Origin of the sequence: Amycolatopsis kentuckyensis, assembly GCF_002155975.1 — a bacterium.
GTDB classification, from domain to species: domain Bacteria; phylum Actinomycetota; class Actinomycetes; order Mycobacteriales; family Pseudonocardiaceae; genus Amycolatopsis; species Amycolatopsis kentuckyensis.
On record NZ_MUMI01000035.1, the window covers coordinates 1 to 25,859 of the forward strand.

The window sequence follows — 25,859 nt, forward strand, 5'->3', positions numbered from 1 at the left end:
CGGCGGCCTCCAGCCGCTGGTCCAGATCGCGATCGCCGCGATGATCCCGCCCCGCGAACGCGGCCGCTACGCCGGTTACCAGAGCAGCGTCACGGCGCTGTCGACGATCGGCGGGCCGCTGCTGGGCGGCTTCCTCGTCGACACGTCCTGGCTGGGCTGGCGGTGGTGCTTCTTCATCGGGGTCCCCGTCGCCCTGATCGCCCTCGTCGTGCTGCAGCTGACACTGCGCCTGCCGGTGATCCGCCGGGTCGACGTCCGCATCGACTACTGGGGTGCCACCCTCATCACCGGCGGGGTCAGCCTGCTGCTGATCTGGGTGTCGTTCGCCGGCGACGCGTTCCCGTGGTGGTCCTGGCAGACGGGCACGATGGTGGGCGGCACGGTCGTCCTGCTCGCGCTGGCGGCGTGGGCCGAGACGCGCGCCGCGGAGCCGGTCGTCCCGCCCCGCATCATCCGGCAGCGCACCACCGCGCTGGCCGTGCTCGGCAGCCTCGCCGCCGGCACCGCGATGTACGGCGCGGCGGTCTTCCTCAGCCAGTACTTCCAGGTCAGCCGCGGCCACACGCCCACCGAAGCCGGCCTGCTGACCATCCCGATGATGGCGGGCATCCTCGTTTCCTCGATCGCCGCCGGACGCAGGGTCAGCCGCTCCGGGCGCATCAAGCCGTACCTCGTCACCGGCTCGATCAGCCTCACCGTCGGCTTCGCGGGGCTCGGCTTCATCGGCGAGTCCACCCCGTTGGTGGTCGTCTCGGTGGCGATGCTGCTCATCGGCACGGGTGTCGGGATGACCCTGCAGAACTTCGTCCTGGTCGTGCAGAACGCGGTGTCCCTGCGCGATGTCGGCGCGGCCAGCGCCACGGTGTCGTTCTTCCGGTCACTGGGTGGCACGATCGGCGTCGCGGTCCTCGGCGCGATCCTGGCCCGCCAGGTCGCCGGCGCGACCGCGCACGGCGTCCCGGCCCCGGTGGCCTACGGCAACGCCACCGGGCACGTCTTCGCCATTTCCGCCGGGGTCGCGGTGCTCGGCGTACTCGCCGCGGTCCTGCTCGAGCCGGTCTCCTTGCGCACCAGCCTGGACACGCCCGAGTAGGCCCGTGGGCCGGGGCGGCATCACGCGATGCCGCCCCGGCCCACGGGCCCGGCGCAGCTACGCGGTCGGCCGGGTCGCGCCGGCGTACTGGCTCTGCAGCGGCGAGATCTTCACGACGTCGCCGCTCGTCGGCGCGTGCACCATCTTGCCGTCGCCGAGGTACATCCCGATGTGGGACACCGGCGAATAGTAGGCGACCAGGTCGCCGGGCTGCAGCTGGTCACGGGGGATCGACGTGCCGTACTGCGCCTGGGCCGCGGAGTTGCGCGGCAGCGTGATGCCGGCCTTCCGGTAGGCCCAGAGCAGCAGGCCCGAGCAGTCGAACGAGTCGGGCCCGGTGGCGCCCCAGACGTAGGGCTTGCCGAGCCTGCTCAACGCGGCGTCGACCGCGGTCTGGGCGGCCGCCGTCGGTGCCTTGACGTCGGGTGCCGTTCCGCCGGTGTCGCGCTGCGCGGCCTTGTCGGCGGCGCTCAGGTTCCGGTTGGCGGCCTTGACCTGCTCGATCTGCCCGTCGAGGGACTTCTGCCTGGCCTTGATGTCCTCGGTCAGCTGGGCCGCCGCGTCGCGGGCTTGCTGAGCTCGCTTCGCGGCGTCCGAGGCCTTGGTGGTGGCGTCGGTCGCCTGCCGGACGGCGCCGGTCAGGTTGTCCAGCGCGGCGTTCTTGCCGGTGGCCAGCACTTCCAGTGCCGAGGACCGGTCGAGGAAGTCCTGTGTGGACGTACCGGACAGCAGTGCCGACAACTTGTTGAGCTGGACGCCGCTGGTGAACGACGCGCCGGCGAACTTGTCGACTTCGGTCTGGTACTTCCGCTGATCTGCGACGGCCTTGGCACCTTGGTCCTTCGCCGCGGTGACGTCGTTGTCGGCTTTGTCGAGTTCGCCTTGCCTGGTGGTGAGATCAGCCTGCGCCTTGAGCAGGTCCTCGTTGAGCTTTTCGGCTTCCGCCGCGAGTTCGCGGTACTTGGCCAGTGCGTCCGAGGAACCGGGCGGGGCTTGCGGTGCGGGGACGGGGGCGGCGATGGCCTGGGGCTGGGCGACGGTGACCACGAGGATCACCGAGGTCGCCGCGAGGATGCCCGAAACCATTCGCCGGAGGGGCTGCGACTGCACGGTCGCGAAGGTCTCCTTTGCTCGTCGTCCGCCGGCTGGATCGCGTGGGGTCCCGGCTTCGGAGACAACGCCGCGCCGGCGGCGATCCCGTGGTGCCCTCCGGTCGGCGGCAACGGCCACGAGATCTCGGCCAGGTTACGAAAAGACCACGGTGGTGTCCACCTGATCCGGCGAGAAAGTCGTTGCAGGAAGCCAAGTCACGCTGTGCGATGGCCAATAGTACTAAGTGTGATAGTGGAGACCGGAGAGGGTGAGAGCCGGCTCACTTGATACTCATACCCCCTAGGGGTACGGTGAGGCTATGAACGAACGCGAACCCGTGATCACCAGCAGCTACACCGTGACCGGCATGACCTGCTCGCACTGCGTGGCTTCGGTCAGCGAGGAGGTCGGCGCCATCGACGGTGTCACCGCGGTCGCGGTCGACCTGCCCACCGGGGCCGTCACCGTCACCAGCGACCGGCCGGTCGGCGACGCGCAGGTCCGCGCGGCCGTCGAGGAGGCCGGGTACACGCTCGCCGGGTAGCTCCGGCCGGGATGGGAGGGAAGCAGTCATGAACACCACAGCACGGCTGGCCGGGTTCGGCGGGGCGCTCGTCCTGCTGACGGCCGGGGGGTTCGCCGTCGGGAACGCGGCCGGTCCGGTTTCGGCCGCGACCGGCGAACACGGGGAGATGGGCGGCGGCCACGCGGGCATGACCACTCCGGTGGACGACCTGCCGGGCGGGCTGGCGTCGAGCAAGGACGGCTACACGTTCACCCCGGCCGGCGCGACTCCGGAGGCCGGCCGGTTTTCGTTCACGATCACCGGTCCGGACGGCAGGCCCGTCACCGGGTTCGACGTCGAGCACGAGAAGAAGCTGCACCTGATCGTGGTCCGCCGGGACACGTCGGGCTTCCGGCACGTCCATCCGGAAATGGCGCCGGACGGCACCTGGAGCGTCCCGCTCGCCCTGGCCGCCGCGGGTTCCTACCGCGCGTTCGCCGACTTCGCGCCCACGGGCGGCGAGCCGATGACCCTCGGCGTGGACCTGTCGGTCGCGGGCGACTACCGGCCGGCGGTCCACGCGCCCAGCCGCACCGCCCAGGTGGACGGCTACACCGTCGAGCTCGCCGGCGACCTGACGGCCGGGAAGACGTCCCCGCTGACGCTGACCGTCAGCCGCGGCGGCGTGCCGGTCACCGACCTGCAGCCGTACCTCGCCGCGTACGGGCACCTGGTCGCGCTGCGCGAAGGCGACCTCGCCTACCTGCACGTCCACCCCGACGGTGAACCCGGGGACGGCAAGACGGCCGCGGGCCCGCGGGTGAAGTTCGCCGCCGAGGTCCCGAGCGTGGGGACCTACCGGTTGTTCCTCGACTTCAAGCACGGCGACGTCGTGCGCACCGCCGAGTTCACCGTCACGACGGCCGGGAACGCTGCCGCGCCCGCCGACGGCCACGGCCACTGAACCGCGAACGGAGACGATCATGATCAGCACCACGGCCACCTCCGGCCCGGTGACCGAGATCGAACTCGTGATCGGTGGCATGACCTGCGCGTCCTGCGCCCACCGCATCGAGCGCAAGCTCAACAAGCTCGACGGCGTCACCGCGTCGGTCAACTACGCCACCGAGAAGGCCCGGGTGCACGCATCCGAAGGCGTCGACCCGGCCTCCCTGGTGGCGACGGTCGAGGCCGCCGGGTACCACGCGACCCTGCCCCGGCCGGAGCGCACCGAGTCCGAAGTGGACGAAGAGGATCCGGCGCGGCCGGTGCGGCAGCGGCTGATCACCAGTGCGGTGCTGACGGTCCCGGTGATCCTCTTCGCGATGGTCCCGGCGTGGCAGTTCACGTACTGGCAGTGGATTTCGCTGACGCTGGCCGCGCCGGTGGTGACCTGGGGCGCGTGGCCGTTCCACCGGGCGGCGTGGGCGAACCTGCGCCACGGTGCGGCGACGATGGACACGCTGGTGTCGATGGGGGTGCTGGCGGCGTCCGCGTGGTCGCTGTGGGCGCTGCTGTTCGGCACGGCCGGCACGCCGGGGATGGTGCACCCGTTCGAGCTGACGATCGCGCCGTCGGACGGCGCGGGCAACGTCTACCTCGAGGTCGCCGCCGGCGTCACCACGTTCATCCTGGCCGGCCGCTACTTCGAGGCGCGGTCGAAGCGCCGGGCCGGTGCCGCGCTGCGGGCGCTGCTGGAGCTGGGCGCCAAGGAGGTCGCGGTCCTGCGGGACGGCGCCGAGGTGCGGATCCCGACGGCGGAGCTGGCGGTCGGGGACCGGTTCGTCGTGCGGCCGGGCGAGAAGGTCGCCACCGACGGCGTGGTCGAGGAGGGCAAGTCCGCGGTCGACGCGTCGATGCTCACCGGGGAATCGGTGCCGGTCGAGGTCGGCGAAGGCGACCCGGTCACCGGCGCGACCGTCAACGCGGGCGGGCGGCTGGTCGTGCGGGCCACCCGGGTCGGCGCGGGCACGCAGCTGGCGCAGATGGCCAAGCTGGTCGAGGACGCCCAGAGCGGGAAGGCCGAGGTGCAGCGGCTGGCCGACCGGGTCTCCGGGGTGTTCGTCCCGATCGTGATCGGCCTCGCGGCCGCCACGCTGGGGTTCTGGCTCGGTACCGACGTCGGCACGGCGGCGGCGTTCACCGCCGCGGTCGCGGTGCTGATCATCGCCTGCCCCTGCGCGCTCGGCCTGGCCACGCCGACGGCGCTGCTCGTCGGCACCGGCCGCGGCGCCCAGCTGGGCGTGCTGATCAAGGGCCCGGAAGTGCTGGAGTCCACCCGCCGCGTCGACACCGTGGTGCTCGACAAGACCGGCACGGTGACCGCGGGCCGGATGACGCTCACCGCCGTGCACACGGCCGACGGCGTCGACGAAGAGGAGCTGCTGCGGCTGGCCGGGGCGCTGGAGGACGCGTCCGAGCACCCGATCGCCACGGCGATCGCGCGAGCTGCCCGGGAGCGCGTCGACCTCCCGGCGGTCGAGGACTTCACGAACGTCGAAGGTCTCGGGGTGCAGGGCGTGGTCGACGGTCACGCGGTCCTGGTCGGCCGCACGGCGCTGCTGGCGGACTGGAGCCAGCCGCTGACCGGCGACCTCGCGGCCGCGAAAACCGCGGCGGAGGAGCGCGGGCAGACCGCGGTGGCGGTGGCCTGGGACGGTGCGGCCCGCGGCGTCCTGGTGGTCGCCGACACCGTCAAGCCGACGTCGGCCGAGGCGATCGTCCAGCTGCGTGAGCTGGGCCTGACCCCGGTGCTGCTGACCGGGGACAACACGGCGGTGGCGCGGGCGGTGGCCGACGAGGTGGGCATCGACGAGGTGATCGCCGAGGTCCTGCCCGCGGACAAGCTGGACGTGGTCAAGCGGCTGCAGGACGAAGGCAAGGTCGTGGCCATGGTCGGCGACGGCGTGAACGACGCGCCGGCGCTGGCCCAGGCCGACCTCGGGCTGGCCATGGGCACCGGAACCGACGTCGCGATCGAGGCGAGCGACATCACCCTGGTCCGCGGCGACCTGCGCGCGGTGGCCGACGCGATCCGGTTGTCCCGGCGCACGTTGCGGACGATCAAGGGCAACCTGTTCTGGGCGTTCGCCTACAACCTGGCGGCGCTGCCCCTCGCGGCGGCCGGGCTGCTGAACCCGATGATCGCGGGCGCGGCGATGGCGTTCAGCTCGGTCTTCGTCGTCGGCAACAGCCTGCGGCTGCGCGGCTTCACCTCCCGGTCCGCGAACCGGGCCTGAACACGCTCAGCGGCAGACGGCGAAACCGGTGAGCAGCACCAGGGCCACCGCGATCGCGGGCGGGGCGAGGAAGGCGGCGACACCGCCGGCGACGGTCGTCCACCGCGGTGCGGGCGCCGCGGCGGTGTCGAGCCGGCTCAGCCGGATGGCCGTGTCGCCGCCCGCCATGGCGAGGGCGCGCGGCGGCCCGTCCACCGCCCGGATCGACCGGAGCGCCGAGCGGAGCGGCTCGTGTCCGCACTGCGCGGCGGCCGCCTGGTCGGCGGCCAGTTCCACGAGCAGCCGCGTCGCCGCGGGCAGCTCGCGCATCAGCGGCACGAACCCGAGTGTCCGGCCCAGGACTTCCGCCCAGCCGGTGAGCAGGTGGTGGTGCCCTTGGACGTGGGCGCGTTCGTGCGCCAGCACGGCCCCCAGCTCGCGCCTGGTCAGCCGCGCCGCGAGCCCGTCGCTGGCGACCACCAGCGACCGGCGGCCGCCGAGGCTGTACGCGATCGGCCGCGCGTCCGGCAGCCACAGGGTGGGCACCGGCCGGGTGTCGCGGGCGCCGGCGAGCCGCAGCGCGGTCAGGTGCCGCCGGTGCAGGACGGTCCGCCGGCGCCGCCGGGCGAGCCAGGTCATCGCCAGCCGGCCGGTCGCGGTGGCCAGGACGAGTCCCGCGATGGTGCCGGCGATGGGGTCGAGTGCGGGGAGCTCGTCGTGGTCGAGCGCGGCCCAGCAGTCGTGGAGCCGGCGCAGGACCGCGTCGGCCGGGCCGTGTCCCGGCAGGACGAGCAGCAGCACCCCGGCCACCGTCGCGCCGGCCACCCCGGCGGCGGTGAGCAGCCACCAGGCGATCGCCGTCCGCGGGTCGATCCGCGCGGTGAGCCTGCTCAGCAGCCACGGAGACCACCAGCCGACCGCGACGGTGCCGAGCAGCAGGGCGGCGGCGAGGATCACCGCTTCTTCGGCTTCCGGCGCAGCGCCCGGCGGAGGACGTCCGATTCCTCTTCGCTGACGGTGCTGACGAAGTGCAGCAGCACGGATTCGCGGTCGTCGACGGAGTCGAGCACCTCGCGCAGGCTCTGCGCGGTCGCTTCCGCGCGGGTGGTGACGGCGCGGTAGTGGTAGGCGCGGTTCTCCAGGTCGCGGACGACCCAGCCCTTCCGGTGCAGGTTGTCCAGGACGGTCATCACCGTCGTGTACGCCAGGTGGCGGTGCCGGTTCAGCTCGTCGAGCACCTGACGGACCCGCAAGGGTTCCGCCGCGTCCCAGAGCACGTCCATCACCGACGCTTCGAGCTCGCCCAGACCCAGCATGGCACCTCCGGTGGGCAGGATACTTCCCGCTTCCCGGGCCGCGGCCGGTCGCCGGGGCGGTGGCCGCCCCGGCGACCGGTGATCAGCTCTGCGTGAGCAGGCCCTGCATTTCGGTGATTTCCGCCTGCTGCGCGTCGACGATCTTCTGCGCGAGCGCCTTGGCGTCGGCGTTGCCACCCTGGGCAAGCTCGGTCTTGGCCATGTCGATCGCGCCCTGGTGGTGCTTGATCATCATGCCGAGCCACAGCTTGTCGAACTCGGCGCCCTTGGCGGCCTCGAGCTGCTTCAGGTCGGCGTCGGACATCATGCCGGGCATCGACCCGCCGGATCCGTGGTCCATGCCGGGCATGCCGGCGCCCCAGGCGGTCAGCCAGCCCTGCAGCTGCCGGATTTCGGGGTCCTGGGCCGTTTCGATCCGGCTCGCGAGGTCGAGCACCTTCGGGTTGGTGCTGCGCGACGGGACGAGCTTCGCCATGTCGAGCGCCTGGCCGTGGTGCGGAACCATCTGCTGGGCGAACATGACGTCACTGGCGTTCTGCCCGGCGGCGGTCGCCGGTGCCGACGAGCCGGCGTTCATCCCGGGCATGGAGTCGTTGCCGCCGCAGGCGCCGAGCAGGACGGCGGAGGCGAGCACGACGCCTCCGATGACGAAGTTTTTGCGCATGACAAATCTTTCTCTGTGAACGAGCGGGATCCGACGGTCGGGTGAAACCGCTCGATCACGTACGCAGAACGCACAGAGAAGTGAGGATGGCGCGGCCGCCGCGGTCCGGCGGACGTCCTCGGCCCGGGCCCGGTGAGCCACGGGAACCGTTTCGCCGGTGGTTCACGGTGCACCGCGAAGCACCGAGGAAGACGACGACGGCCAGCAGAAGGGCGCCGGCCGCGCACAAGACGGCCAGGCAGAGGTGGAGGACGTCGTGCAGGCCGCCCGGAAGGCCCGGATCGTGTTCGCCGGAGCCGGTTTCCATCGGAGCGCCGGCCACCTGCGGCCCGGGATCCGCCATCGCGTGCATCGCGGTGGCCCCGGCGGCGTTCGCCATCCCGACGTGGTGCATCGCGACGACGCCGAGGGCCAGCGCGCACAGCAGGAGAACCTGCTGCACCTTGCCGAGCCGGTGGGCCGTCACGACTTCACCGTATCAACCGCACGAGCGCCGGTTCCGGGGTAGTACTACTTGCCGTAGTAGCTCTGCCCGATCGGAGTGCCCGGCGCGAAGGTCCACTCCCTTCGGTCCCGTGCCCGGGCCCGGGACCGACCAGGGTGTCTCCCTGGGGCGAACGGGACCCGCCCGGGGCCACTCTGGGTCTCGAGCGGCGAACCCGCCGCGAGAAACCCAGAGGAGTTGCCGATCATGGACATGAAACTCGAGGTCGTGGTCCTGCCCGTCGCCGACGTCGACCGGACCAAGCACTTCTACAAGACGCTCGGCTGGCGCGAAGACGCCGACATCGTCTTCGGTGCCGCGCGGGTGGTCCAGCTGACCCCGCCGGGGTCGCCGGCGTCGGTCCACTTCGGCACCGGGATCACCGACGCCGCCCCCGGCTCGGTCCGCGGCACCTACCTCGTCGTCGAGGACATCGAGGCCGCCCGCGCCGAGCTGGCCGGGCACGGCGTCGACGTCAGCGAGGTGTTCCACCGGGACGAAACCGGCGCCTTCGCCCCGGGCGTGCACCCCGCCCACGGCACCTACGGGTCGTTCGCGTCCTTCAGCGACCCCGACGGCAACACGTGGCTGCTCCAGGAGATCACCACCCGGTTCCCCGGACGCGTGACCGGCGTGACGTACGACTCGGCGCAGCAGCTCGAGCGGGCGCTGCGTGCGGCCGCGGCCGCGCACGGCGAGCACGAGAAGGAAACCGGGCAGTACGACGCCGAGTGGCCCGTCTGGTACGCCCGGTACATGGCCGAGCACCAGGACGCCTGAACCCCGTTCACCACCCCCTCCTAGGAGACGAAGAATGTCCACGATCCACCTCCGCCAGGTGACCACCGCCTCGCCCGAACAGTTCCTCGCCGGGCTGACCGACTTCGGCCCGGAGCGCGCCAAGCTCTTCGGCCGCAGCGCGGACGAGTACCTGCGGGTGCACGAGCAGGGCCCGGGCCACGCCGACGTCACCGAAGGGTCGGGCGGCATCTGGGAACGCCTGCGGTACGACTGGTCCGATCCGGCCCGGGTCGTCATGACGACCACCGACTCCAACACGTGGGGCGGCGCCTCCGGGCACACCTACACCTTCACCCGGCTGGCCGACGGGACGACCCAGGTCGACGCCGTGGTGGTCCGGGAGGGCAAGAACCTCAAGGGCCGGCTGCTCGGGGGCCTGCTCGGGCTCCTGGGCAAGCGGGTCCTCGGCGGGGAGCTGGCCAAGACGGCCAAGGCCGTCGAAGCGCGGTACGCGGGCGCCCACGACGACGCGTGAGGTGCCGGCCGCCTGCGCTAGGGTTCGGTGACCCGGCACGATCGTCGCCGGGCGGTCGTGGGAGGTTCGCATGCCGGGGCGTGGACCGGCGCTGATCGGGCGGCACAGCGAACGCGCCACGCTCGACCGCCTCCTGGCCGAGGCCCGGTCGGAGCAGGGCCGGGTGCTGGTCCTGCGCGGCGAGGCCGGGATCGGGAAGACCGCCCTCCTCGAGTACGCCCACGCGCAGGCGCGGGGATTCCGCGTCGCGCGCGCCGCCGGCGTCGAATCCGAGCAGGTGATGGCCTACGCCGGGCTGCACCAGCTGTGCGCGCCGTTCCTCGACCGGCTCGACCGCCTTCCCGAACCCCAGCGCGCCGCGCTCGGCACGGCGTTCGGGCTGAGTTCCGGTGCCCGGCCGACCCGGTTCCTGGTCGGGCTGGCGGTGCTGACCCTGCTCGCCGACGTCGCCGAGGAGCAGCCGCTGCTCTGCCTGGTCGACGACGTGCAGTGGCTCGACCGGATGTCCGAGGTGGTGCTCGCCTTCGTCGCCCGGCGGCTCCTCGCCGAGCGGATCGTGGTCGTCTTCGCGCTGCGGGAGACCGGCCGCGAACTCGACCTGGCCGGGTTGCCGGAGCTCCCGATCGGCGGCCTGGGGGAGGCCGAGTCGGACGCGCTGCTGGCCTCGGTGGTCAAGGGACCGATGGACGGCCGGGTCCGCGACCGGGTCATCGCCGAAGCCCACGGCAACCCGCTGGCGCTGCTGGAACTGCCCCGCGCGTGGACGGCAGCCGAGCTGGCCGACGGCTTCGGGCAGCCCGGGGCCGGGCCGCTCGCCGGGCGCATCGAACACTGCTTCGTCAAGCAGCTGGAGCCGCTGCCCGCCGACACCCGGCGGCTCCTGCTCATCGCCGCCGCCGAGCCCCTCGGCGACGCCACCCTGCTCTGGGCCGCGGCCGGCCGGCTCGGGCTCGGCGCCGACCCCGCGGCCGCGGCCGAGGCGACCGGGCTGATCGAGTTCGGCCGCCGGATCCGGTTCCGCCACCCGCTGGTGCGGTCGGCGGTGTACCGGTCGGCGCCGGCCCGGGACCGGCAGGAGGTGCACCGGGCCCTGGCGGACGTGACCGACCCGGACCGCGACCCCGACCGCCGTGCCTGGCACCGCGCGCAGGCGACGGTCTCCCCGGACGAGGACGTCGCGGCCGATCTCGAACGCTCGGCGGGCCGGGCCCAGGCCCGCGGCGGCCTGGTCGCGGCGGCCGCGTTCCTCGAGCAGGCGGCGCTGCTGACGCCCGAGCCCGCCCGGCGCGCGGAACGCGAACTCGCGGCGGCCGCGGTCAAGCGGGACGCCGGCGCGCTCGACGAGGCGCTCGGCCTCCTCGACTCGGCGACGGCCGGACCGCCGGACGCCGGGCGCGCCGCCGAAGCCGAGCGCCTGCGCGGGCAGATCGCGTTCGACCAGCGGCGCGGCGGCGACGCGGCCCGGCTGCTGCTGCGCGCGGCCGGGCGGCTCGGCCCGCTGGACGCGAGCCGGGCGCGGGAAACGTACCTGGAAGCGCTGGCGGCGGCGCTGTGGGCTGGTGCGGACCGGGACGGTCTCGTCGCGGCGGCCGAGGCCACCCGTGCCGCGCCCCCGGCGCCCGTGCCGCCGCGCGCCGTCGACCTCGTCCTGGACGCCCTGGCCACCCGGTTCACCGACGGTTACCGGGCCGCGGCACCGCTGCTGACCAGGGCCCTGGCGGCGGTGCGGGCCCTCGACGTCGAGGCCGAGGGCGCCGGGCGGGTGCTCTGGCTGCTGGGCAACCGGGCCGGCGGCATGATCGCCACCGAAGCGGCGGACTTCGCGGCGGCGCGGGACTTCGCCGCGCGTCAGGTCCAGCTCGCCCGCGACGCCGGTGCGCTCGTGCAGCTGCAGTTCGCGCTCAACTTCCTCGCCGTCAACGAGCTGCTCGCGGGCGAACTCGCCGCGGCGGCGGCGTCGGCCGAGGAAGACCGCGTGATCGCCGAGGTGACCGGCAACGCGCCGGTCGGCTACGCGGCGATGCTGCTCGAGGCGTTCCGCGGCCGGGAGGCCCGGGCGGCTGAGCTGTTCGACGGCACCGTGCGCCAGGCCTCGGCGCGCGGCCAGCTCCGGCTGGTGACCTTCGCCGACTACGGGCGGGCGGTGCTGTACAACGGTCTCGGCCGTCACGACGCCGCCCTGGCCGCCGCCCGCCGGGTGTTCGACCAGGACGTGGTGGGGTTCCAGGGCCTCGCCACCACCGAACTGGCCGAAGCGGCATCACGGACCGGCGACGAAGCACAGCTCCTGGCCGCGGCCACCCGCTCGGCGGAGCGCGCCGGCGAGGGCGGGACCGCGGAAGCACAGGGGCTGGCCGCCCGGGTGCGCGCGTTGTGCAGCACCGGAACCGAAGCTGAAGCCGCCTACCGCGAGTCGCTCGCGCACCTCGAAGGGACGACGCTCCGCGTGGACCTCGCCCGCAGCCACCTGCTGTACGGCGAATGGCTGCGCCGCGAGGGCCGCCGCGTGGACGCCCGCGCGCACCTGCACACGGCCCACGAGCAGTTGTCCGCCATGGGCCTGGAGGCGTTCGCCGACCGCGCCCGGCGGGAGCTGCAGGCCACCGGGGAGACGGCGCGGAAGCGCACGGTGGAGCCGACGGGCGAGCTGACCGCGCAGGAGTTCCAGATCGCCCGGCTGGCGGCCGAAGGCTACTCGAACCCCGAGATCGGCACCCGGTTGTTCCTCAGCCCGCGCACGGTCGAATGGCACCTGCGCAAGATCTTCACCAAGCTCGGGATCAGCTCCCGCCGTCAGCTGCGCGACGCCGCCCTCGCCTGAGCCCGGCGGGCCCGTAAGACAACCGTCATGGGTGGTCCCCGTTCCGGCGCTTATATTCGTTCGGTAGGCCCAGCCGGGACCGCCCGGTCGACCCCCTCCGTGATGGGCAAGCCCGATGACCACTCCACGACCGTCCGAAGAGGACTCCGCCGACCGGGTGCTCCCCGCCACCCGGGTGCTCGCTCTCGTGATCGTGCCGTTCCTCGTGGCGGCCTTCGTCATCTGCTACCTGATGCCGACCCGGACGCTCGAACTGTTCGCCTGGGGGATCAAGCCGCCACTCACGGCGATGCTGCTGGCCGCGGTCTACATCGGAGGCGCGTTCTTCTTCGTGCGCGTGGCGACGGCGAAGCGGTGGTCGGAGGTCGCGCTCGGGTTCCCGCCGGTGGCGCTGTTCGCGTCCGTGCTCGGCGTCACGACGGTGCTGCACTGGGACCGGTTCACCCACGGCCACGTCTCGTTCGTGGCGTGGGCCGCGCTGTACTTCGCCGCTCCTGTCTTCGTGGTCGCGATCGCCGTGCGGAACACGCGGGCGGCCCGGCGCGCGGTGCTCGCCCCGGATCCCCGGCTGCCGACGGCCGTCCGGATCGTGCTCGGCGCGACCGGCCTGGCCGAGCTGCTCGTGGCGGCCGGGCTGTTCGCCCTGCCGGGCCCGGTGGGCGGCCTGTGGCCGTGGGCGGTCACTCCGCTGACCGCGCGCACCCTGGCCGCGGTGTACGCCCTCGGCCTCGCCAACGTGCTCATCGCGGCGGACGGCCGCGCGCCGCGGGTACGCCTCCAGCTCGAGGTGCAAACGGTCATGTTGACCCTGATCGCGATCGCGGTCCTCGTCCGGCGCGACGACTTCACCGCGGGCCCGGCCGCGGCGTACACCTTCGCGGCGGTCGCGGTGGCCGAGCTCGCGGTGGTCACCGGCGGGCTGGCCGCCATTTCCCGGCACCGGCCGGCCGCGGCGCGGCTGGATCACATCGGCGGTCACCGGGCGTAGCGTCCGTCCGAGCCGCCGAGCCGCCGAGCCGCCGAGCCGCCGAGCCGCCGAGCCGCCGAGCCGCCGAGCCGCCGAGCCGCCGAGCCGCCGAGCCGCCGAGCCGCCGAGCCGCCGAGCCCGCCCGCTACCGCACGGCGGCGGCCCGGCGTGGTCCGCGCCGCCGGCTCGCGGGCATCCTCAGGCAGGCGTGCAGGTCAGCGCCGGCGGGGGTGCCGGTCCGGTGGCCTGGAACCCGAAGGTGGTGCTGCCGCCCGCACCGATCGGGCCGTTCCAGCCGGCGTCGGTGGCGATCACGCTCGCGGCGTTCTGCTTCAGGGTGGTGTTCCACGAGTTGGTGACCTGCTGGTCGCCGGGCCAGGTCCAGCTGACGCGCCACCCGGTGATCGCCGTGTGGCGGGCGTTGGTGACGGTCACCGTTGCGACGTGCCCGGTGCTCCAGCCGCCGTTGACGTGCACACTCGCCGAGCACCCGGCCGCCGGCAGGACCAGCAGCGTGATCGAGTTCGCCGGGTAGGTCGCGTCGATCCGGCCGGTGTCCGCCGGGAGATCGCCGCCGCGCACGATGGCGTTCAGGTTGGCCGGGCTGTAGGTGAACCGCTGGGCCGCACCGGCGTTGTCGAACCCGGCCACCGAGAGCGGTGAGGTCAGGTCGCCGCCGGTCTTGTTGACGACCATGACGGTCAGGGCCTGGTCGGAGGACCGCTGCGCCGCGTACACCGCCAGCTGCCCCTGGTCGGCGGCGGTCGCCGACACGCTGACGTCACCGAACCGGCCGCCCGCGCCGTCGTAGTTGCGGTACATCCGGAACGCGTACGCGCCCGGGTCGGTCGGCTTGGGCTCGCCCCACATCGTGGCGAGGTCGAGGCCCTCCCGGCCGAAGACGCCCAGGATGTCGGCCTCCGCCAGCGCGCCGTTGATGTCGTCCAGCGCACCCCAGTTGTACTCGGTGATGGCGGTCTTGGTCCCGGGGTTGTACTGGTCGACCCACGACTTCATCGTGCGGATGAACTGCAGCGGCGGCGCGTTGACGCCGCTCGGGCCGATCCAGGACTCCTCGACGTAGGTCGGATCCCACAGCGATCGGACGGACCGGAGCCGCAGGGCGTTGGCTTCGGGCGTCTTGTCGCCGCTGATCTGCGGGTAGAAGTGCTGGTCGAAGTAGTCGAGGTAGCGCTTTCCCCCGTGGGCGTCGCTGTAGTCCTTCATGTTCTTCAGGTACCACTGGGACAGGTTGAGCCCGCCGTGCGCGGCCGAATCGACGCCAGGCCCGCAACCGTCCACTCCGGACGCGACCCACTCGCAGTACCCCCAGCCGGACGGGCCGAGGACCGCCGCGCTGGGGTCGGCGGCCTTGATCGCCGTGGCGGCCGCGGTGCCCTTGCTGCCGAGTTCGTCGTTCGAGACCGGGTCGGGGTGCACGTCCCGGTGCGTGCTGGACCACAGCACCGGCTCGTTGTCGAGTTCGTAGATCGGCACGCCGCCCTGCGCCGCCGTGCCGAACCGGTCCACCAGGTGCGACACCATCTCGCCGTCGAACGCCGCGTCCGCCGGGATCGAGGTGTCGGTCGGGACGCCGGTGAGGTTCTGCTGGTCGAGCTTGCCGTTGCCGCAGTTCGGATCCCACTGGTCGAAGCCGTCCTGCCGGGGGAACCGGGTCGCCGGGAACCCGCAGGCGAACGGGTGTGCCGACGGCGAGTCCTTGGCCACCCAGCCGCTCAGGGGCACCGCGACGACCGGCTTGATGCCGCGGTCGAGGTTGGACTCGACCATCCCCTCGACGGAGTGCTCCTGGTCGGCGACGATGTTTTCGAAGTACCAGTCGCTGCCGGTGTTGTAGGTGTGGTTCTTGAAGTTGTAGCGGCTGGTGGCGTTGCCGCCCCAACGCGCGACCGTCTGGCCGATTTCGGCGTTGAACGCCGGATCGCCGCCGTTGAGGCCGTAGATGCCGGGGCTGATCGGGTGCCGGGCGGCGGACACGTCCACCGACAGGCCGAGCCCGGCGGCGGAAGCCGGGGGCGCGGCGATGACCTGGGTGGTCAGCACCGCGGCCAGCACGCAGCCGCTCGCCGTTCCGGGCCTGAAGTGGTGTCGTCGTCGAGCACCCATGAGGAAACTCCTGCCGCCGGGCTTGTGGGAGCGCTCCCATATGCTACCGGCCGCGGCCCGGTCGTCAATCGGCCGATGGGCGGTCGTCGCCGCTCCCGGCGCGCTGACCTGGCGCGGCGAGCGGATGGCCGCGGAAAATTTTCCGCCGCCGGTGGCGGGAGAGTGGGTTCAGAGGACGGCGCGGTGATGAGCTCGCGGGCACCGCGGATCTGCGCGGCAAGGGCTGCCTGTTCATGCGGTCAGCGGTTGTTCATGGTCACGAAGGAGGGCGATCCTGGCAGGACAAGACCGTCAGTTGCGTCGGGGAGGGCGTCATGAGGCCTGGTCTGGTTGTCCTGCTCGCGATCGCGCTGGTCACCACAGCCTGCGGCGGGGCCGCCGGCCCGCCTCCCGCCGGCCGGGACCGAGTCGGCTACCTGACGTCGTTCGGCACCTTCGGCCGGGACGCCTACGCCTACTTGGCCCAGGAGAAAGGCTTCTTCGCCGAAGCCGGGCTCGATGTCACGATCACGCCGGGCAGCGGCACGGTGGACGTGCTCAAGCTGGTCGCCGGCGGCCGGGCGGACTTCGGAACGGCGGACTTCACCGCCACCGCGATCACCGTGGCGAAGGAGAAGCTGCCGGTGACCGCCGTCGCGGCGGTGCACCAGCGGTCCCTCGCCGCGATCGTCTCGCTCGAGGGCCGCGGCATCACCGAGCCGGCGGACCTGGCCGGGAAGAAGATCGCCGATCAGGCGGGCTCGACGAACCAGGTGATGTTCCCCGTCTACGCCAAGGCCGCCGGGCTCGACCCGGGCTCGGTGCGGTTCGTGCCGGCCGCTCCGCCCGCCCTTCCGCAGCTGCTGGCGTCCGGGCAGGTGGACGGGATCGGGCAGTTCGTCGTGGGCCGGCCGCTCATCGAAGCGGCGGCGCGGGGCAGGAAGGCGGTCGTGCTGCCCTACGGTGACCTGGTACCCGACCTGTACGGCAACGTGGTCGTCACGTCGAAGGAGCTCGCGGCCCGGAATCCCGAACTGGTGCGGCGGTTCACCGCGGCGCTGCTCAAGGGGCTCGGCTACGCGATCGAGCACGCGGGCGAGCTCGGCGCGATCCTCAAGAAGTACCAGCCGGCCCAGGACGCGGGGGTGGCGGGCGCCGAGATCGGGCTGATGGCGCCCTACGTCCGGCCGGCCGGCTTCACCGGCCCGCTCGGCCAGGTCGCCGAGGCCCGGGTGCGGAAGATCATCGGCACCCTCACGGACGCCGGAGCCGTCCCGGCCGGTGCGCTCACCCCCGCCGACGTCGTCTCCTTCGGGCTGGTGCCCCGGCCGTGATCGTTCTGGACGGCGTGACGCAGGTCTTCGACGGCCGGGCCGGGCCGGTCCAGGCGCTCGCCGGAATCGACCTGGCGGTGGGCGAGAACGAGTTCGTCGCGGTCATCGGGCGGTCCGGGTGCGGCAAGTCGACGTTGCTGCGGCTCATCGCCGGGCTGCTGCCGCCGACCCGGGGCCGGATCCGCATCGGCGGCGAGCCGGTGACGAGGCCGCGCCGCGACGTCTCGGTCATGTTCCAGCGCCCGGCGTTGCTGCCGTGGCGTTCGGTGCTGTCGAACGTCATGCTGCCGATCGAGATCTTCGGCCTGGAGCGGAGGTCCTACCGGGACCGCGCGCACGAGCTGCTGGAGCTGGTCGGCCTGCGCGGCTTCGAGAAGCGGTTGCCCCACGAGCTTTCCGGCGGGATGCAGCAGCGGGTCTCGCTGTGCCGATCGTTGATCCACGCCCCGGCGGTCATGCTCATGGACGAACCGTTCTCCGCGTTGGACGCCTTGACCCGGACGGAGCTTTCCGGGCAACTGCAACGCATCCAGCTGGAACAGCCCAGGACGGTCGTGTTCGTGACGCACTCCATCGAAGAGGCTGTCGTGCTGGCCGACCGGGTGGCGGTGCTCACCCCGCGGCCCGGCAGGCTCCGCAAGATCGTCGACCTCGCCATCGACCGGCCCCGCGTGCCTGGGCGGCCCGACGTCGATCAGGCGGGCCGTGAGCTGCGCGAGCTGCTGACCGCACCGGTCGACGGGGGAGCGGCGTGAGGGGCCGCTTGCTGCCCGTCGTGGGGCTGCTGGCGCTCATCGGTCTCTGGTGGCTGGCGACGATCGTGTTCTCCATCGAGCGGTTCCTCGTCCCCAGCCCGGCCGACGTGGTCGCGTCGTTCCTCGAGCTGCCGGGCTATCTGCTCCGCCAAAGCCTGGTCACCCTGGTCGAAACCATCGAGGGGTTCTTGCTGTCCACAGTGGTCGGTGTTCCGCTCGCGATGCTCATCGTCCGTTCCCCGCTCCTGGAACGGACGTTCTACCCGATCCTGCTCGCCATGAACGCGGTGCCCAAGATCGCCGTCGCCCCGATCCTGGTGGTGTGGTTCGGCTTCGGCCAGGGACCGAAGGTGGTCCTGGTCGTGCTGGTGTGCGTCTTCCCGGTGGTCATCTCGACCGCGTCCGGGATGAAGTCCACCCCGCACGAGCTCGTCGAGCTGCTCCGCTCGTGGGATTCCTCCCGCCGCCAGGAGTTCTTCAAGCTGCGGTTCCGCCACGCCCTGCCGCAGATCTTCGTCGGGCTCAAGGTGGCGATTTCCCTGGCGGTCATCGGCGCGGTGATCGCGGAGTTCGTCGGCGCCGACGCCGGGCTCGGTTTCGTCATCGTGCAGTCCGGCGCCAGTGCCGACACGTCACTGGCCTTCGCCGCGATGACCCTGCTGGCGATCATGAGCATCGCGCTGTTCCACGGACTGGCCTTCCTCGAGCGGAAGCTGGTGCCGTGGGCCGAGGAACACCGGTAAGCGGTCCTGAGGCCGTCGGCGTGGCAGCCCGTCGTCGAAACCCGCCCGCGGCCCGGGCGGAGGAAACCCGAGTCGCCGACGGGAGCGACCCCGGAGCAGGAGGTCCTTCCGGCATTCGCGTGGACTCGAGGCGATGGCCGCAGGGCCGGTCCGGACGAAGAACCTCGGCAGCCGGAGCGTGCCGCGGAGCACGGGGCGCACGCCGCCGTGCGACCGGCCGGGACCGACGGTGAGGCGGCCCACCGGTGCGTGCGCGATGATGGGGCCTGGCGGGCTGCCTTCCCGCCCAGTGGTCGCCGGACGTGCGGAGGTAGCGGGCGGTGGACGATCGGCGCCGTGAGCGGCTCTGGCGGCTGGTCAGCGAGCGCGCGCCCGCCGGATCCGGCTGGGCCGGGGTGGTGTGCGCCGTCGCGGTGGCCGAGGCCGGCGTCGACGGCGCCGCGATCACGATCCGCACGGAGTCCCGGGTCCAGGACCTGGCCGCGGCGACCGGCGGCTGGGTGGCGGCACTGGAAGAGCTGCAGTACACCGTCGGCGAAGGTCCCGGCGTGGAGGCCTTCGCCACCGGGGCGCCGGTTCTGGTCGGCGACCTGGACGCGGACGGGGACCGCTGGCCCGGGCTGTCGGACAGCGCGCTGGCGGCCGGAGCGGCGGCCATCTTCGCCTTCCCGCTGCAGGTCGGCGCCATCCGGATCGGCACCCTCGACCTCTACCGGCGGCGGCCGGGCGACCTGGCGGCCGCCGACCTGGCCGCCGCCGCCGTGCTGGCCGAAATGGCGACGACCGCACTGCTGGCCGACAGCGCCGGAGCGCCGGCCGGCGGCCCCGACACCGCCGGGTTCTACGACGACGTCAACATCGCCACCGGCATGCTGGCCACCGAGCTGCAGGTGAGCCTGGAGGACGCGCTGCTGCGCCTGCGCGCGCACGCCTTCAGCCACCAGCTGCCGCTGACCGAAGTGGCGCGGGCGGTCGTGCTGCGCCAGCTCCGGTTCGACGCACCACCGGACTGACCGCCGGGCCTCGCCGGTGCGGTGGTCGTATATTGAGCGGCGTGAGCACTCCGACGGATCCGTTCAGCGACGCCGTCGCCGGCATCACCGCGCTGCTGGCCGCCCACCACGACGGGCTGACCGTCCTGGGCGCGGTGACGCGGGCCTGCGGCACGGTGCTGGACGCCGCCGCGACCGGGGTGCTCACGGTGGACCCGAGGGGCGGGGTCAGCGTGCTTTCGGCCTCCGACGAGCGGGCCCGGTTCCTCGAACTGCTGCAGGCCCAGGGCGGGCAGGGGCCGTGCCTCGACTGCATCGACGGCACCTCCGTCGTCGCCAGTGCCGACCTGGCGGCCGAGCAGCGGTGGCCGGAGTTCACCGACCGGGCGAGGGCCGCCGGTTATCGAGCGGTGTACGCCTTTCCGCTGATCCTCATCGACCACGCGGTCGGGGGCGTGAACCTGTTCTACGACCACCCCGTGGAGTTCTCCACCCGGCAGACGCGCCAAGCACAGGCGCTCGCCGACCTGGCGACGCTGGGGCTGACCCAGGAACGCGACCAGCGCCGGGTGGTCCGGCTGGCCGAAAGCACGCTGGCCACGCTGAACGACCGGGTGCACGTCGGCCAGGCCGTCGGCGTGGTGGCCGCCGCGCTCGGGATCGAACCGGACGCGGCGCGGGAGCGGCTGGCCGCCCACAGCACCCGCACCGGCCGGAGCCTGCGGGAGGTCGCCCAGGCGGTCACCGATCGGACGCTCGATCCGCGCGCGGCGTTCGGCGACGCCTGACCGGTCAGTCCCAACGGGCGTCGGGATCCGCCCGGCCGTCCGCGGCGTCGTCCACCACCGCGATGATCCGGCGCGCCTCGGTGTCCTGCCCGTCGGTGGTGACGGCGAGGTCGGCACGGGCCTGGTCGCGCCGGCACGCGTGCCAGACCTGCAGGATGCCGACGGCTTCACTGGCCTCCGCGCGCAACCGCACCCGAGCCAGCAGGTGCCGGGCGGTGGCTTCCCGCTCCTTTCCGGAGCCGGGTCCGGGGAAGGTCATGGGATCGACGGTCCTCGCATCCGGCGGGAAAAGCGAGCCCGGTGCCGCGGTCGCCTCGCTCACCGGTGAACCGCCGGGGGTGCCGGACACGCCCGCAGGCCGGCTTCGTCGAGGGAACGGATGCGGTGGCGCAGCTCGCCCAGCGGCAGCTGGTCGTGATCGGGCAGCGGAAGGTCTTGGTCGGGCATGCCGGTCTCCCTTCGTCGTCGGCGGCCTACCCGGTGCCGCCGGGGACGAACACTCCCGGACCGCACCCGATCGATGTGTGTTCCGGGCGGAAGCGGGAAACCGGCCTCGACCCCTGACCCCGAGGAAACGAGGAACCGGCATGAAGTGGCCGATCGGAGCGGTCGCCGTCGCGGGGATCGCGGTGGGCACGGCCGCGGCGCGGCGGAAGGCCGCCGACCCCCCGAACCGCTGGCTCGGCGTCACGGTCAACCTGCGACCCGAAGAGGTCGAGAACGACCCGCGCCTTCGAGAGGCGTTCGAGGGCCTCGCCGAGGAAGCCGAGACCCGCCTGCGCCCGGCACCCGGCGGCCGCGGGACGGAGCTGGCGGCCCGGCTCCGGGACCCGGGCCCGGGCGGTCTCGCGGCCCGGCTCGCCGGGCGCGACCCGCGGCAACCGGTCCGCAGCGCGCTGCGGGACGTCAAGTCGCTGCTGGAGACGGGCGAGGTGATCCGCCCGGACGCGCCGACGACCGGGCAGCCGACGCCGGGCGGCGCGCTGGTCCGCCTGGCCACCCGGCGCGCGGGCGGGGAGGGACGGCTGTGAAAGCACTGTGCTGGCAAGGAGTCGACGAACTCTCCGTCGAGGACGTCCCCGACCCGGAGATCCGCAACGAGCAGGACGTGCTCCTCAAGGTCACCGCGACCACCACCTGCGGCTCGGACCTGCACCTCATCGGCGGCTACATCCCGGCCATGCAGGCCGGGGACGTGCTCGGCCACGAGTTCACCGGCGAGGTCGTCGAGGTCGGCTCGGCGGTCCGCAAGCACAAGGTGGGCGACCGGGTGGTCGTCTGTTCGTTCATCGGCTGCGGCCGGTGCTGGTACTGCGCGCACGACCTGTGGGCGTTGTGCGACAACAGCAACACCAACCCGGGCATCGGCTCGGCGTTGTTCGGCTACGAGCCCGGCGGCATCTTCGGCTACTCCCACGCGATGGGGGGTTTCCGGGGCAGCCACGCGGAATACGTGCGCGTCCCGTTCGCCGACCACGGCGCTTTCCCGATCCCCGACGGCATGGACGACGACACCGCGCTGTTCGCGTCGGACTCGGTGCCGACGGGCTGGATGGGCGCCGACCTCGGCGGTGTCCAGCCCGGTGACACCGTGGCGGTCTGGGGCTGCGGGGCGGTCGGCCAGATGGCGGCCAAGGCGGCGATGCTGCTCGGCGCCGAGCGGGTGTTTTCGATCGACCGCTACGGCTACCGGCTGCGGATGACCGAGCAGCACATCGGCTCGGAGACGATCGACTACTCCAGCACCGACGTCGGCGCCGAGCTGCGGGAACGCACCGGCGGGCGCGGGCCGGACGTCTGCATCGAAGCCGTCGGCATGGAAGCCCACAGCGCCGGTGCGCACCACCTCTACGACCAGGTCAAGCAGCAGCTGCGGCTGGAGACCGACCGGCCCGACGCGGTCCGGGAGGCCATCTACGCGTGCCGCAAAGGCGGGACGGTGTTCGTCCTCGGCGTGTTCGCCGGCGTGGTCGACAAGTTCCCGCTCGGCGCGGTGATCAACAAGGGGCTGACCGTGCGGGGTTCGCAGCAGCACGGGCAGCGCTACGTGCCGATGCTGCTCGACCGGATGGCCCGCGGCGAGCTGTCCACCGCCCACCTGGCCACGCACCGCCTGCCACTGGCCGACGGGCCGCGCGCCTATGACCTGTTCAAGCACAAGAAGGACGACTGCCTGCGAGCGGTCCTGCACCCCTGAAGCCCGGTGAACGCCGGCGGCCCGCTGCGCGCACTGTCCACTGCGGACTGGCCGCGCGGGGCTTGGCGGCCGCTGCGCGCGGGTACCCGTCACCGATGACTTCGCGGTGGCAGAACCGGCTGCGCACCACCGCCCGCGCGCTGCGGCTCGACGACGCCGAACGCGCCCACCTGCTCCACCTCGCCCAGGCCGACGTGCTCACCCGGCCCCGACCGCGCTCCGGCAAGGAGCGGACGCTGTACCGGCGAGCCCGGCCTGCTCCGGCGTGATCTTGGCGCGCCGCGCTGCCCGCGATTTCGCCGCTCGCCTGCCGCTCACGCTGAACCTGAACGACTTCCACCGCCGAAGCCCCGGAGAGCCCCGCCCCCAAGGCCGGCGAACTGGCGTTCTACGCCCGTGGGGCAACCTGGTGCTCGCCGCCGCCGGCCAGGTCATCGTCGAACTCGCGTCCAGGGTCACGACGCCGCAGAGGTCGAGTCGGTGGCTCGACAACTCTCAGCGGCCGCCGGCACCAGCGAAAGACTGACCGGACCGGCGCGTCAGCGGACGAACAGCCGCATGGCCGTGTAGTCGAACGTGACCGCGAACGGCTTGAAGAACTCGTGGGTGAAGTTCGCGATGGGCGTGAACCCGAACTGCCCGGCCTGGCCGGGTCCGGGAATGCCGAGGCCGCCGCGTTCGGAGGCGAAGCCGCGCACGTCGTGCCCGGTCGCCGCGCCGAGGCTGATCCGCTCCGCCGTGATCGGGTAGACGGTGGTGCCGCCCATCTGCTGCGGGTGGGCGCGGTCCACGGGGATGCCCAGTCGCTCGGCCAGTTCCACGGTGGTGTCGAGGCCGTGGGCGAGCCCGCCGGTGTCGAGGGTGACCACGCGGGGGCCGTAGCCGAGCACGCTGCCCAGCGAACAGGGGAAGTGGTCGCCGGCCAGCCACAGGGGCAGCGGGTGGCCCGCTGTCCGGCACCCGGCCGTCCGGTGCCGCAGCCGAAGGGCCCGGCCGGCGTAGTCCATCGTGGCCAGCAGGTGGTAGAAGACCGTGGTCCCGAGCACGCCGGCCGGCTGCGCGCCGTCCGGGAGGGCGGGCCGCCGGATGTCGGCCCACTGCATCGGGATGTTGCGGAGCTCGATGTCGCCGACGCGCAGCGATTCCAGGATGCCCAGGTGGATGGTGATCGGCCCGCCCATGGCCTTGCCGGGCACGGTGGCGAGTGAGCGGAGCCCCGCTTCCTCGGCGTCGGCCTGGTTCAGGTCGAGCGGCGCGTAGGTGTCGAGCAGGAAACCCTTGGGGGAACCGCCGTTCACCGAGGCTTCGACGGCGGGCACCGGGTCCGTCATGAGGAACGGCAGACGCGTGTCCGCCGCTCCGTGCACCTGCCACGCCGGGCCGTCCAGGTGCGAATACAGCTCGGCGTAGGCCTGGTCGCGCGGGTCGCCGGTGGACCGGAGCAGCGGCACGGCGCGGTCGTGCCGGTCTTGCCGGACGAAGCACTCGGCGAGCCGCTGCCGCGACGCGGGATCGCCCAGGCTGATCGCCTGCGACAGGAACCGCTCGGCGTCGGCGAACCTGTTGCCCAGCAAGGCGATGTAACCCCGTTGTGCGACGGCGTGCGCGTCGTCGGGGTGCTCGCCCAGGATCCGTGCGTAGCCGCGGTCGGCGGTGGCGAACCAGCCGTCGGAGAACAACCGGTCCGGGTCGGTGGATTGGGCGGCCGCGGCGACCGGCGCGGAGTGCAGCAGCGAGGCGGCGGCGAGGCCGGTGCCCGCGAGAAAGGTGCGGCGGGGGAAAACGGTCATGGCCCCACGCTGCCGGGCCGCGGATGAGAGCGTCCTGGGCGGATGCTGAGAAGATCGTGAGAGCGGTGCGCGTTCCGCTTCGCCGGGTTTACGTTGTGCTCGTGCGGCTTCTGGTGGTGGACGACGACCCGGACGTGCGGGAGAGCCTGCGGGACAGCCTCGAGTTCGAGGGCTACGCGGTGGACACCGCGGCCGACGGCGAGCGGGCGCTGTACCGGCTCGCGGCCGATCCGCCGCCCGATCTCGCCGTCGTGGACGTGCTGATGCCGGGCGTGGACGGCCTGGAGGTGTGCCGTCGGCTGCGGGCCGGCGGGCAGCGCCTGCCGGTGCTCATGCTGACCGCACGGGACGGCCTCGGCGACCGGATCACCGGCCTGGACGCCGGCGCCGACGACTACCTGGTCAAGCCGTTCGCGCTGGAGGAGCTCCTGGCCCGGCTGCGCGCGCTCCTGCGGCACAAGGCTCCCGATCCGCGGCGCGAGCCGCTGCGGCACGCGGACCTCGTCCTGGATCCGGTCACCCGCGAGGTGACCAGGAACGGCCGGCCGATCACGCTGACCCCGACCGAGTTCGAGCTGCTGCGCGAGTTCCTGTACGCGCCGCGGCGGGTGCTCACGCGCGCTCACCTCCAGCAGCGCGTCTGGGGCCACCCGCCGGGGGCGAACACCCTCGACGTCTACGTGGGCTACCTGCGCCGCAAGACCGAGGCGGCGGGCGGCGACCGTCTCCTGCACACCGTGCGCGGGGTCGGGTTCGTCCTCCGGTCCGGCGGATGACGCTCCGCGGCCGGGTGGCGGCGATCACGGCCGGGGTGGTCGCGGCGGCGGTCGTCGGCATCGGGGGCGTCACCTGGTTCGCGACCCGGCACCACCTTCTCGCCCAGCTTGACCGGACCCTGCTCGGCCAGGAGGTCCCGACGCTCGCCACCATGCGCGAGGGGGCGGCCGGGCCCACCATGGCCGGCAAGTCGCTGCTGTGCGATCCGGCCACGCGGCACTTGCAGCGGTTCCTGGAGGGCATCCAGCTGTTGCGGGCCGCCGGCGCGGGTTGCGTGCCCGGCGGGGTGGACGCGGTGGTCACCACTCCGGCGGACCACGCCGTGACGGCGGTGACCCTGCGGGACGGGACCACCGCGGCGGGGGTTCCGGTGCGGGTGGTGCTGCGCCCGGTCGGCGATGGCGACGTCGTGGCCATCAGCCGCAGCCTCGTGCCCGTCGAGGAGACGCTGGCCGGCCTGCGCACGCTGTTGTTCCTGGTGTGCCTGCCGGGTGTGGTCGTCGCGGGCGCGACCGGCCTGCTGCTCGCCCGCCGCGCGCTCGCGCCCCTGGGCCGGCTGACCGCCGCGGCCGAGCACATCGCCCGCACGGAGGACCTGGACACCCCGGTGCCCGTGGCAGGCCGCGACGAGGTCGGCCTGCTCGGGCGGGCGTTCACCGCGATGACGGGTGCGTTGCGGGATTCCCGGCGACGGCAGCGCGAGCTGGTCACCGACGCCGCGCACGAACTGCGCACCCCGCTCACCAGCCTGCGCACCAACATCGATCTGCTGGCCCGCAGCGAGCGCACCGGCCGCGCTCTGCCGCCGGGACGGCGGGCGAGGATCGTCGACCGGCTGCAGGCCCAGGCGGCGGAGTTCGGCGACCTCGTCGGCGAACTGGTGCAGCTGGCCAGGGACACCCGCGAGCTGGCCTGCGAGAAGGTGCCGGTGGCCGCCGTGG

At 73.2% G+C, this 25,859-nt stretch carries 27 protein-coding genes; 18 read left to right on the forward strand and 9 right to left on the reverse strand.

Annotation, left to right across the window (positions count from 1 at the left end; all coding sequences use genetic code 11):
• The coding region (locus CCN39_RS03610; RefSeq protein WP_086838385.1) for an MFS transporter at nt 1-1,093 on the forward strand (1,093 nt) is incomplete at its 5' end.
• A gap of 57 nt (nt 1,094-1,150) precedes the next feature.
• Here CCN39_RS03610 and CCN39_RS03615 read toward each other — a convergent pair.
• A complete protein-coding gene (locus CCN39_RS03615) occupies nt 1,151-2,179 on the reverse strand; it encodes a C40 family peptidase (RefSeq protein ID WP_167454969.1) in 1,029 nt (342 codons plus the stop codon).
• A 325-nt stretch (nt 2,180-2,504) separates the two neighbouring features.
• Here CCN39_RS03615 and CCN39_RS03620 point away from each other — a divergent pair, with 325 nt between their 5' ends.
• From CCN39_RS03620 to CCN39_RS03630, 3 genes are read left to right on the forward strand one after another with little or no spacing between them, the layout of a single operon-like run.
• Nucleotides 2,505-2,729, forward strand: a complete 225-nt coding sequence (locus CCN39_RS03620; RefSeq protein ID WP_434781081.1) for a heavy-metal-associated domain-containing protein — start codon at nt 2,505-2,507, stop codon at nt 2,727-2,729.
• Nucleotides 2,730-2,757: 28 nt separating this feature from the next.
• The gene (locus tag CCN39_RS03625; RefSeq protein WP_086838386.1) at nt 2,758-3,654 is read left to right on the forward strand and encodes a DUF8832 domain-containing protein; all 897 of its coding nucleotides are present in this window, start codon (nt 2,758-2,760) and stop codon (nt 3,652-3,654) included.
• A 19-nt stretch (nt 3,655-3,673) separates the two neighbouring features.
• The gene (locus CCN39_RS03630) at nt 3,674-5,929 is read left to right on the forward strand and encodes a heavy metal translocating P-type ATPase (protein ID WP_086838387.1); all 2,256 of its coding nucleotides are present in this window, start codon (nt 3,674-3,676) and stop codon (nt 5,927-5,929) included.
• 6 nt (nt 5,930-5,935) lie between these two features.
• On the opposite strand, the gene CCN39_RS03635 is transcribed toward CCN39_RS03630, so the two are convergent.
• From CCN39_RS03635 to CCN39_RS03650, 4 genes are all read right to left on the reverse strand, one after another.
• The gene (locus CCN39_RS03635; protein ID WP_086838388.1) at nt 5,936-6,865 is read right to left on the reverse strand and encodes a M56 family metallopeptidase; all 930 of its coding nucleotides are present in this window, start codon (nt 6,863-6,865) and stop codon (nt 5,936-5,938) included.
• Nucleotides 6,862-7,224: a BlaI/MecI/CopY family transcriptional regulator gene (locus CCN39_RS03640; RefSeq protein WP_086838389.1), complete on the reverse strand. Its 363-nt coding sequence runs from the start codon at nt 7,222-7,224 to the stop codon at nt 6,862-6,864. The genes CCN39_RS03635 and CCN39_RS03640 overlap by 4 nt, the downstream gene beginning before the upstream one ends.
• An 82-nt stretch (nt 7,225-7,306) precedes the next feature.
• Nucleotides 7,307-7,888 carry a DUF305 domain-containing protein gene (locus CCN39_RS03645; RefSeq protein WP_086838390.1) on the reverse strand — a complete coding sequence of 194 codons (582 nt, stop codon included), beginning with the start codon at nt 7,886-7,888 and terminating at the stop codon, nt 7,307-7,309.
• 55 nt (nt 7,889-7,943) lie between these two features.
• The gene (locus CCN39_RS03650) at nt 7,944-8,354 is read right to left on the reverse strand and encodes a DUF6153 family protein (protein WP_086838391.1); all 411 of its coding nucleotides are present in this window, start codon (nt 8,352-8,354) and stop codon (nt 7,944-7,946) included.
• A gap of 225 nt (nt 8,355-8,579) precedes the next feature.
• On the opposite strand from CCN39_RS03650, the gene CCN39_RS03655 reads away from it, so the two are divergent.
• The 4 genes from CCN39_RS03655 (at nt 8,580) to CCN39_RS03670 (ending at nt 13,457) form a co-directional block, all read left to right on the forward strand.
• The gene (locus tag CCN39_RS03655; protein ID WP_086838392.1) at nt 8,580-9,152 is read left to right on the forward strand and encodes a VOC family protein; all 573 of its coding nucleotides are present in this window, start codon (nt 8,580-8,582) and stop codon (nt 9,150-9,152) included.
• Between the two features lie 34 nt (nt 9,153-9,186).
• The gene (locus tag CCN39_RS03660) at nt 9,187-9,648 is read left to right on the forward strand and encodes a hypothetical protein (RefSeq protein ID WP_086838393.1); all 462 of its coding nucleotides are present in this window, start codon (nt 9,187-9,189) and stop codon (nt 9,646-9,648) included.
• 70 nt (nt 9,649-9,718) lie between these two features.
• Entirely contained in the window at nt 9,719-12,469 is a 2,751-nt protein-coding gene (locus CCN39_RS03665; RefSeq protein ID WP_086838394.1) for a helix-turn-helix transcriptional regulator, read from the forward strand.
• A gap of 115 nt (nt 12,470-12,584) precedes the next feature.
• The gene (locus CCN39_RS03670) at nt 12,585-13,457 is read left to right on the forward strand and encodes a hypothetical protein (protein WP_143263933.1); all 873 of its coding nucleotides are present in this window, start codon (nt 12,585-12,587) and stop codon (nt 13,455-13,457) included.
• A gap of 177 nt (nt 13,458-13,634) precedes the next feature.
• Here the strand turns inward: CCN39_RS03670 and CCN39_RS03675 are convergent, their stop codons facing one another.
• Entirely contained in the window at nt 13,635-15,563 is a 1,929-nt protein-coding gene (locus tag CCN39_RS03675; protein WP_244210599.1) for a glycoside hydrolase family 44 protein, read from the reverse strand.
• Between the two features lie 314 nt (nt 15,564-15,877).
• Between CCN39_RS03675 and CCN39_RS03680 the strand changes: the two genes are divergently transcribed.
• The 5 genes from CCN39_RS03680 to CCN39_RS03700 all read left to right on the forward strand — a co-directional run bounded on the left by CCN39_RS03680 (nt 15,878) and on the right by CCN39_RS03700 (nt 20,154).
• Entirely contained in the window at nt 15,878-16,876 is a 999-nt protein-coding gene (locus CCN39_RS03680) for an ABC transporter substrate-binding protein (protein WP_244210600.1), read from the forward strand.
• The gene (locus CCN39_RS03685) at nt 16,873-17,631 is read left to right on the forward strand and encodes an ABC transporter ATP-binding protein (RefSeq protein WP_086838397.1); all 759 of its coding nucleotides are present in this window, start codon (nt 16,873-16,875) and stop codon (nt 17,629-17,631) included. Before CCN39_RS03680 ends, CCN39_RS03685 begins: the two co-directional genes overlap by 4 nt.
• Nucleotides 17,628-18,374 (forward strand): ABC transporter permease, encoded by a 747-nt coding sequence (locus CCN39_RS03690; protein WP_086838398.1) that lies wholly within the window; start codon nt 17,628-17,630, stop codon nt 18,372-18,374. The genes CCN39_RS03685 and CCN39_RS03690 overlap by 4 nt, the downstream gene beginning before the upstream one ends.
• Nucleotides 18,375-18,694: 320 nt before the next feature.
• Nucleotides 18,695-19,387, forward strand: coding sequence for an ANTAR domain-containing protein (locus tag CCN39_RS03695; protein ID WP_086838399.1), 693 nt, complete (start codon nt 18,695-18,697; stop codon nt 19,385-19,387).
• A 41-nt stretch (nt 19,388-19,428) separates the two neighbouring features.
• Entirely contained in the window at nt 19,429-20,154 is a 726-nt protein-coding gene (locus CCN39_RS03700) for a GAF and ANTAR domain-containing protein (protein WP_244210601.1), read from the forward strand.
• A 4-nt stretch (nt 20,155-20,158) separates the two neighbouring features.
• On the opposite strand, the gene CCN39_RS03705 is transcribed toward CCN39_RS03700, so the two are convergent.
• Nucleotides 20,159-20,413 carry a hypothetical protein gene (locus tag CCN39_RS03705; protein WP_143263934.1) on the reverse strand — a complete coding sequence of 85 codons (255 nt, stop codon included), beginning with the start codon at nt 20,411-20,413 and terminating at the stop codon, nt 20,159-20,161.
• A 59-nt stretch (nt 20,414-20,472) separates the two neighbouring features.
• Nucleotides 20,473-20,601 (reverse strand): hypothetical protein, encoded by a 129-nt coding sequence (locus CCN39_RS52540; RefSeq protein WP_279629556.1) that lies wholly within the window; start codon nt 20,599-20,601, stop codon nt 20,473-20,475.
• A 140-nt stretch (nt 20,602-20,741) separates the two neighbouring features.
• On the opposite strand from CCN39_RS52540, the gene CCN39_RS03715 reads away from it, so the two are divergent.
• The 3 genes from CCN39_RS03715 (at nt 20,742) to CCN39_RS49210 (ending at nt 22,620) form a co-directional block, all read left to right on the forward strand.
• Nucleotides 20,742-21,185, forward strand: coding sequence for an SRPBCC family protein (locus CCN39_RS03715; RefSeq protein ID WP_086838402.1), 444 nt, complete (start codon nt 20,742-20,744; stop codon nt 21,183-21,185).
• Nucleotides 21,182-22,351, forward strand: a complete 1,170-nt coding sequence (locus CCN39_RS03720) for a zinc-dependent alcohol dehydrogenase (protein ID WP_086838403.1) — start codon at nt 21,182-21,184, stop codon at nt 22,349-22,351. Before CCN39_RS03715 ends, CCN39_RS03720 begins: the two co-directional genes overlap by 4 nt.
• A gap of 95 nt (nt 22,352-22,446) precedes the next feature.
• Nucleotides 22,447-22,620 (forward strand): hypothetical protein, encoded by a 174-nt coding sequence (locus tag CCN39_RS49210; protein WP_244210602.1) that lies wholly within the window; start codon nt 22,447-22,449, stop codon nt 22,618-22,620.
• 270 nt (nt 22,621-22,890) lie between these two features.
• Here the strand turns inward: CCN39_RS49210 and CCN39_RS03725 are convergent, their stop codons facing one another.
• Nucleotides 22,891-24,141, reverse strand: coding sequence for an aspartyl protease family protein (locus CCN39_RS03725; RefSeq protein WP_086838404.1), 1,251 nt, complete (start codon nt 24,139-24,141; stop codon nt 22,891-22,893).
• A 101-nt stretch (nt 24,142-24,242) separates the two neighbouring features.
• Here CCN39_RS03725 and CCN39_RS03730 point away from each other — a divergent pair, with 101 nt between their 5' ends.
• Together CCN39_RS03730 and CCN39_RS03735 are read left to right on the forward strand one after the other, a co-directional pair.
• On the forward strand, nt 24,243-24,917 hold the full coding sequence (locus CCN39_RS03730) for a response regulator transcription factor (protein WP_086838410.1): 675 nt from the start codon (nt 24,243-24,245) through the stop codon (nt 24,915-24,917).
• Nucleotides 24,914-25,859 (forward strand): HAMP domain-containing protein (locus CCN39_RS03735; RefSeq protein WP_086838405.1); only part of this gene is annotated, 946 nt, incomplete at its 3' end. The genes CCN39_RS03730 and CCN39_RS03735, both read left to right, overlap by 4 nt.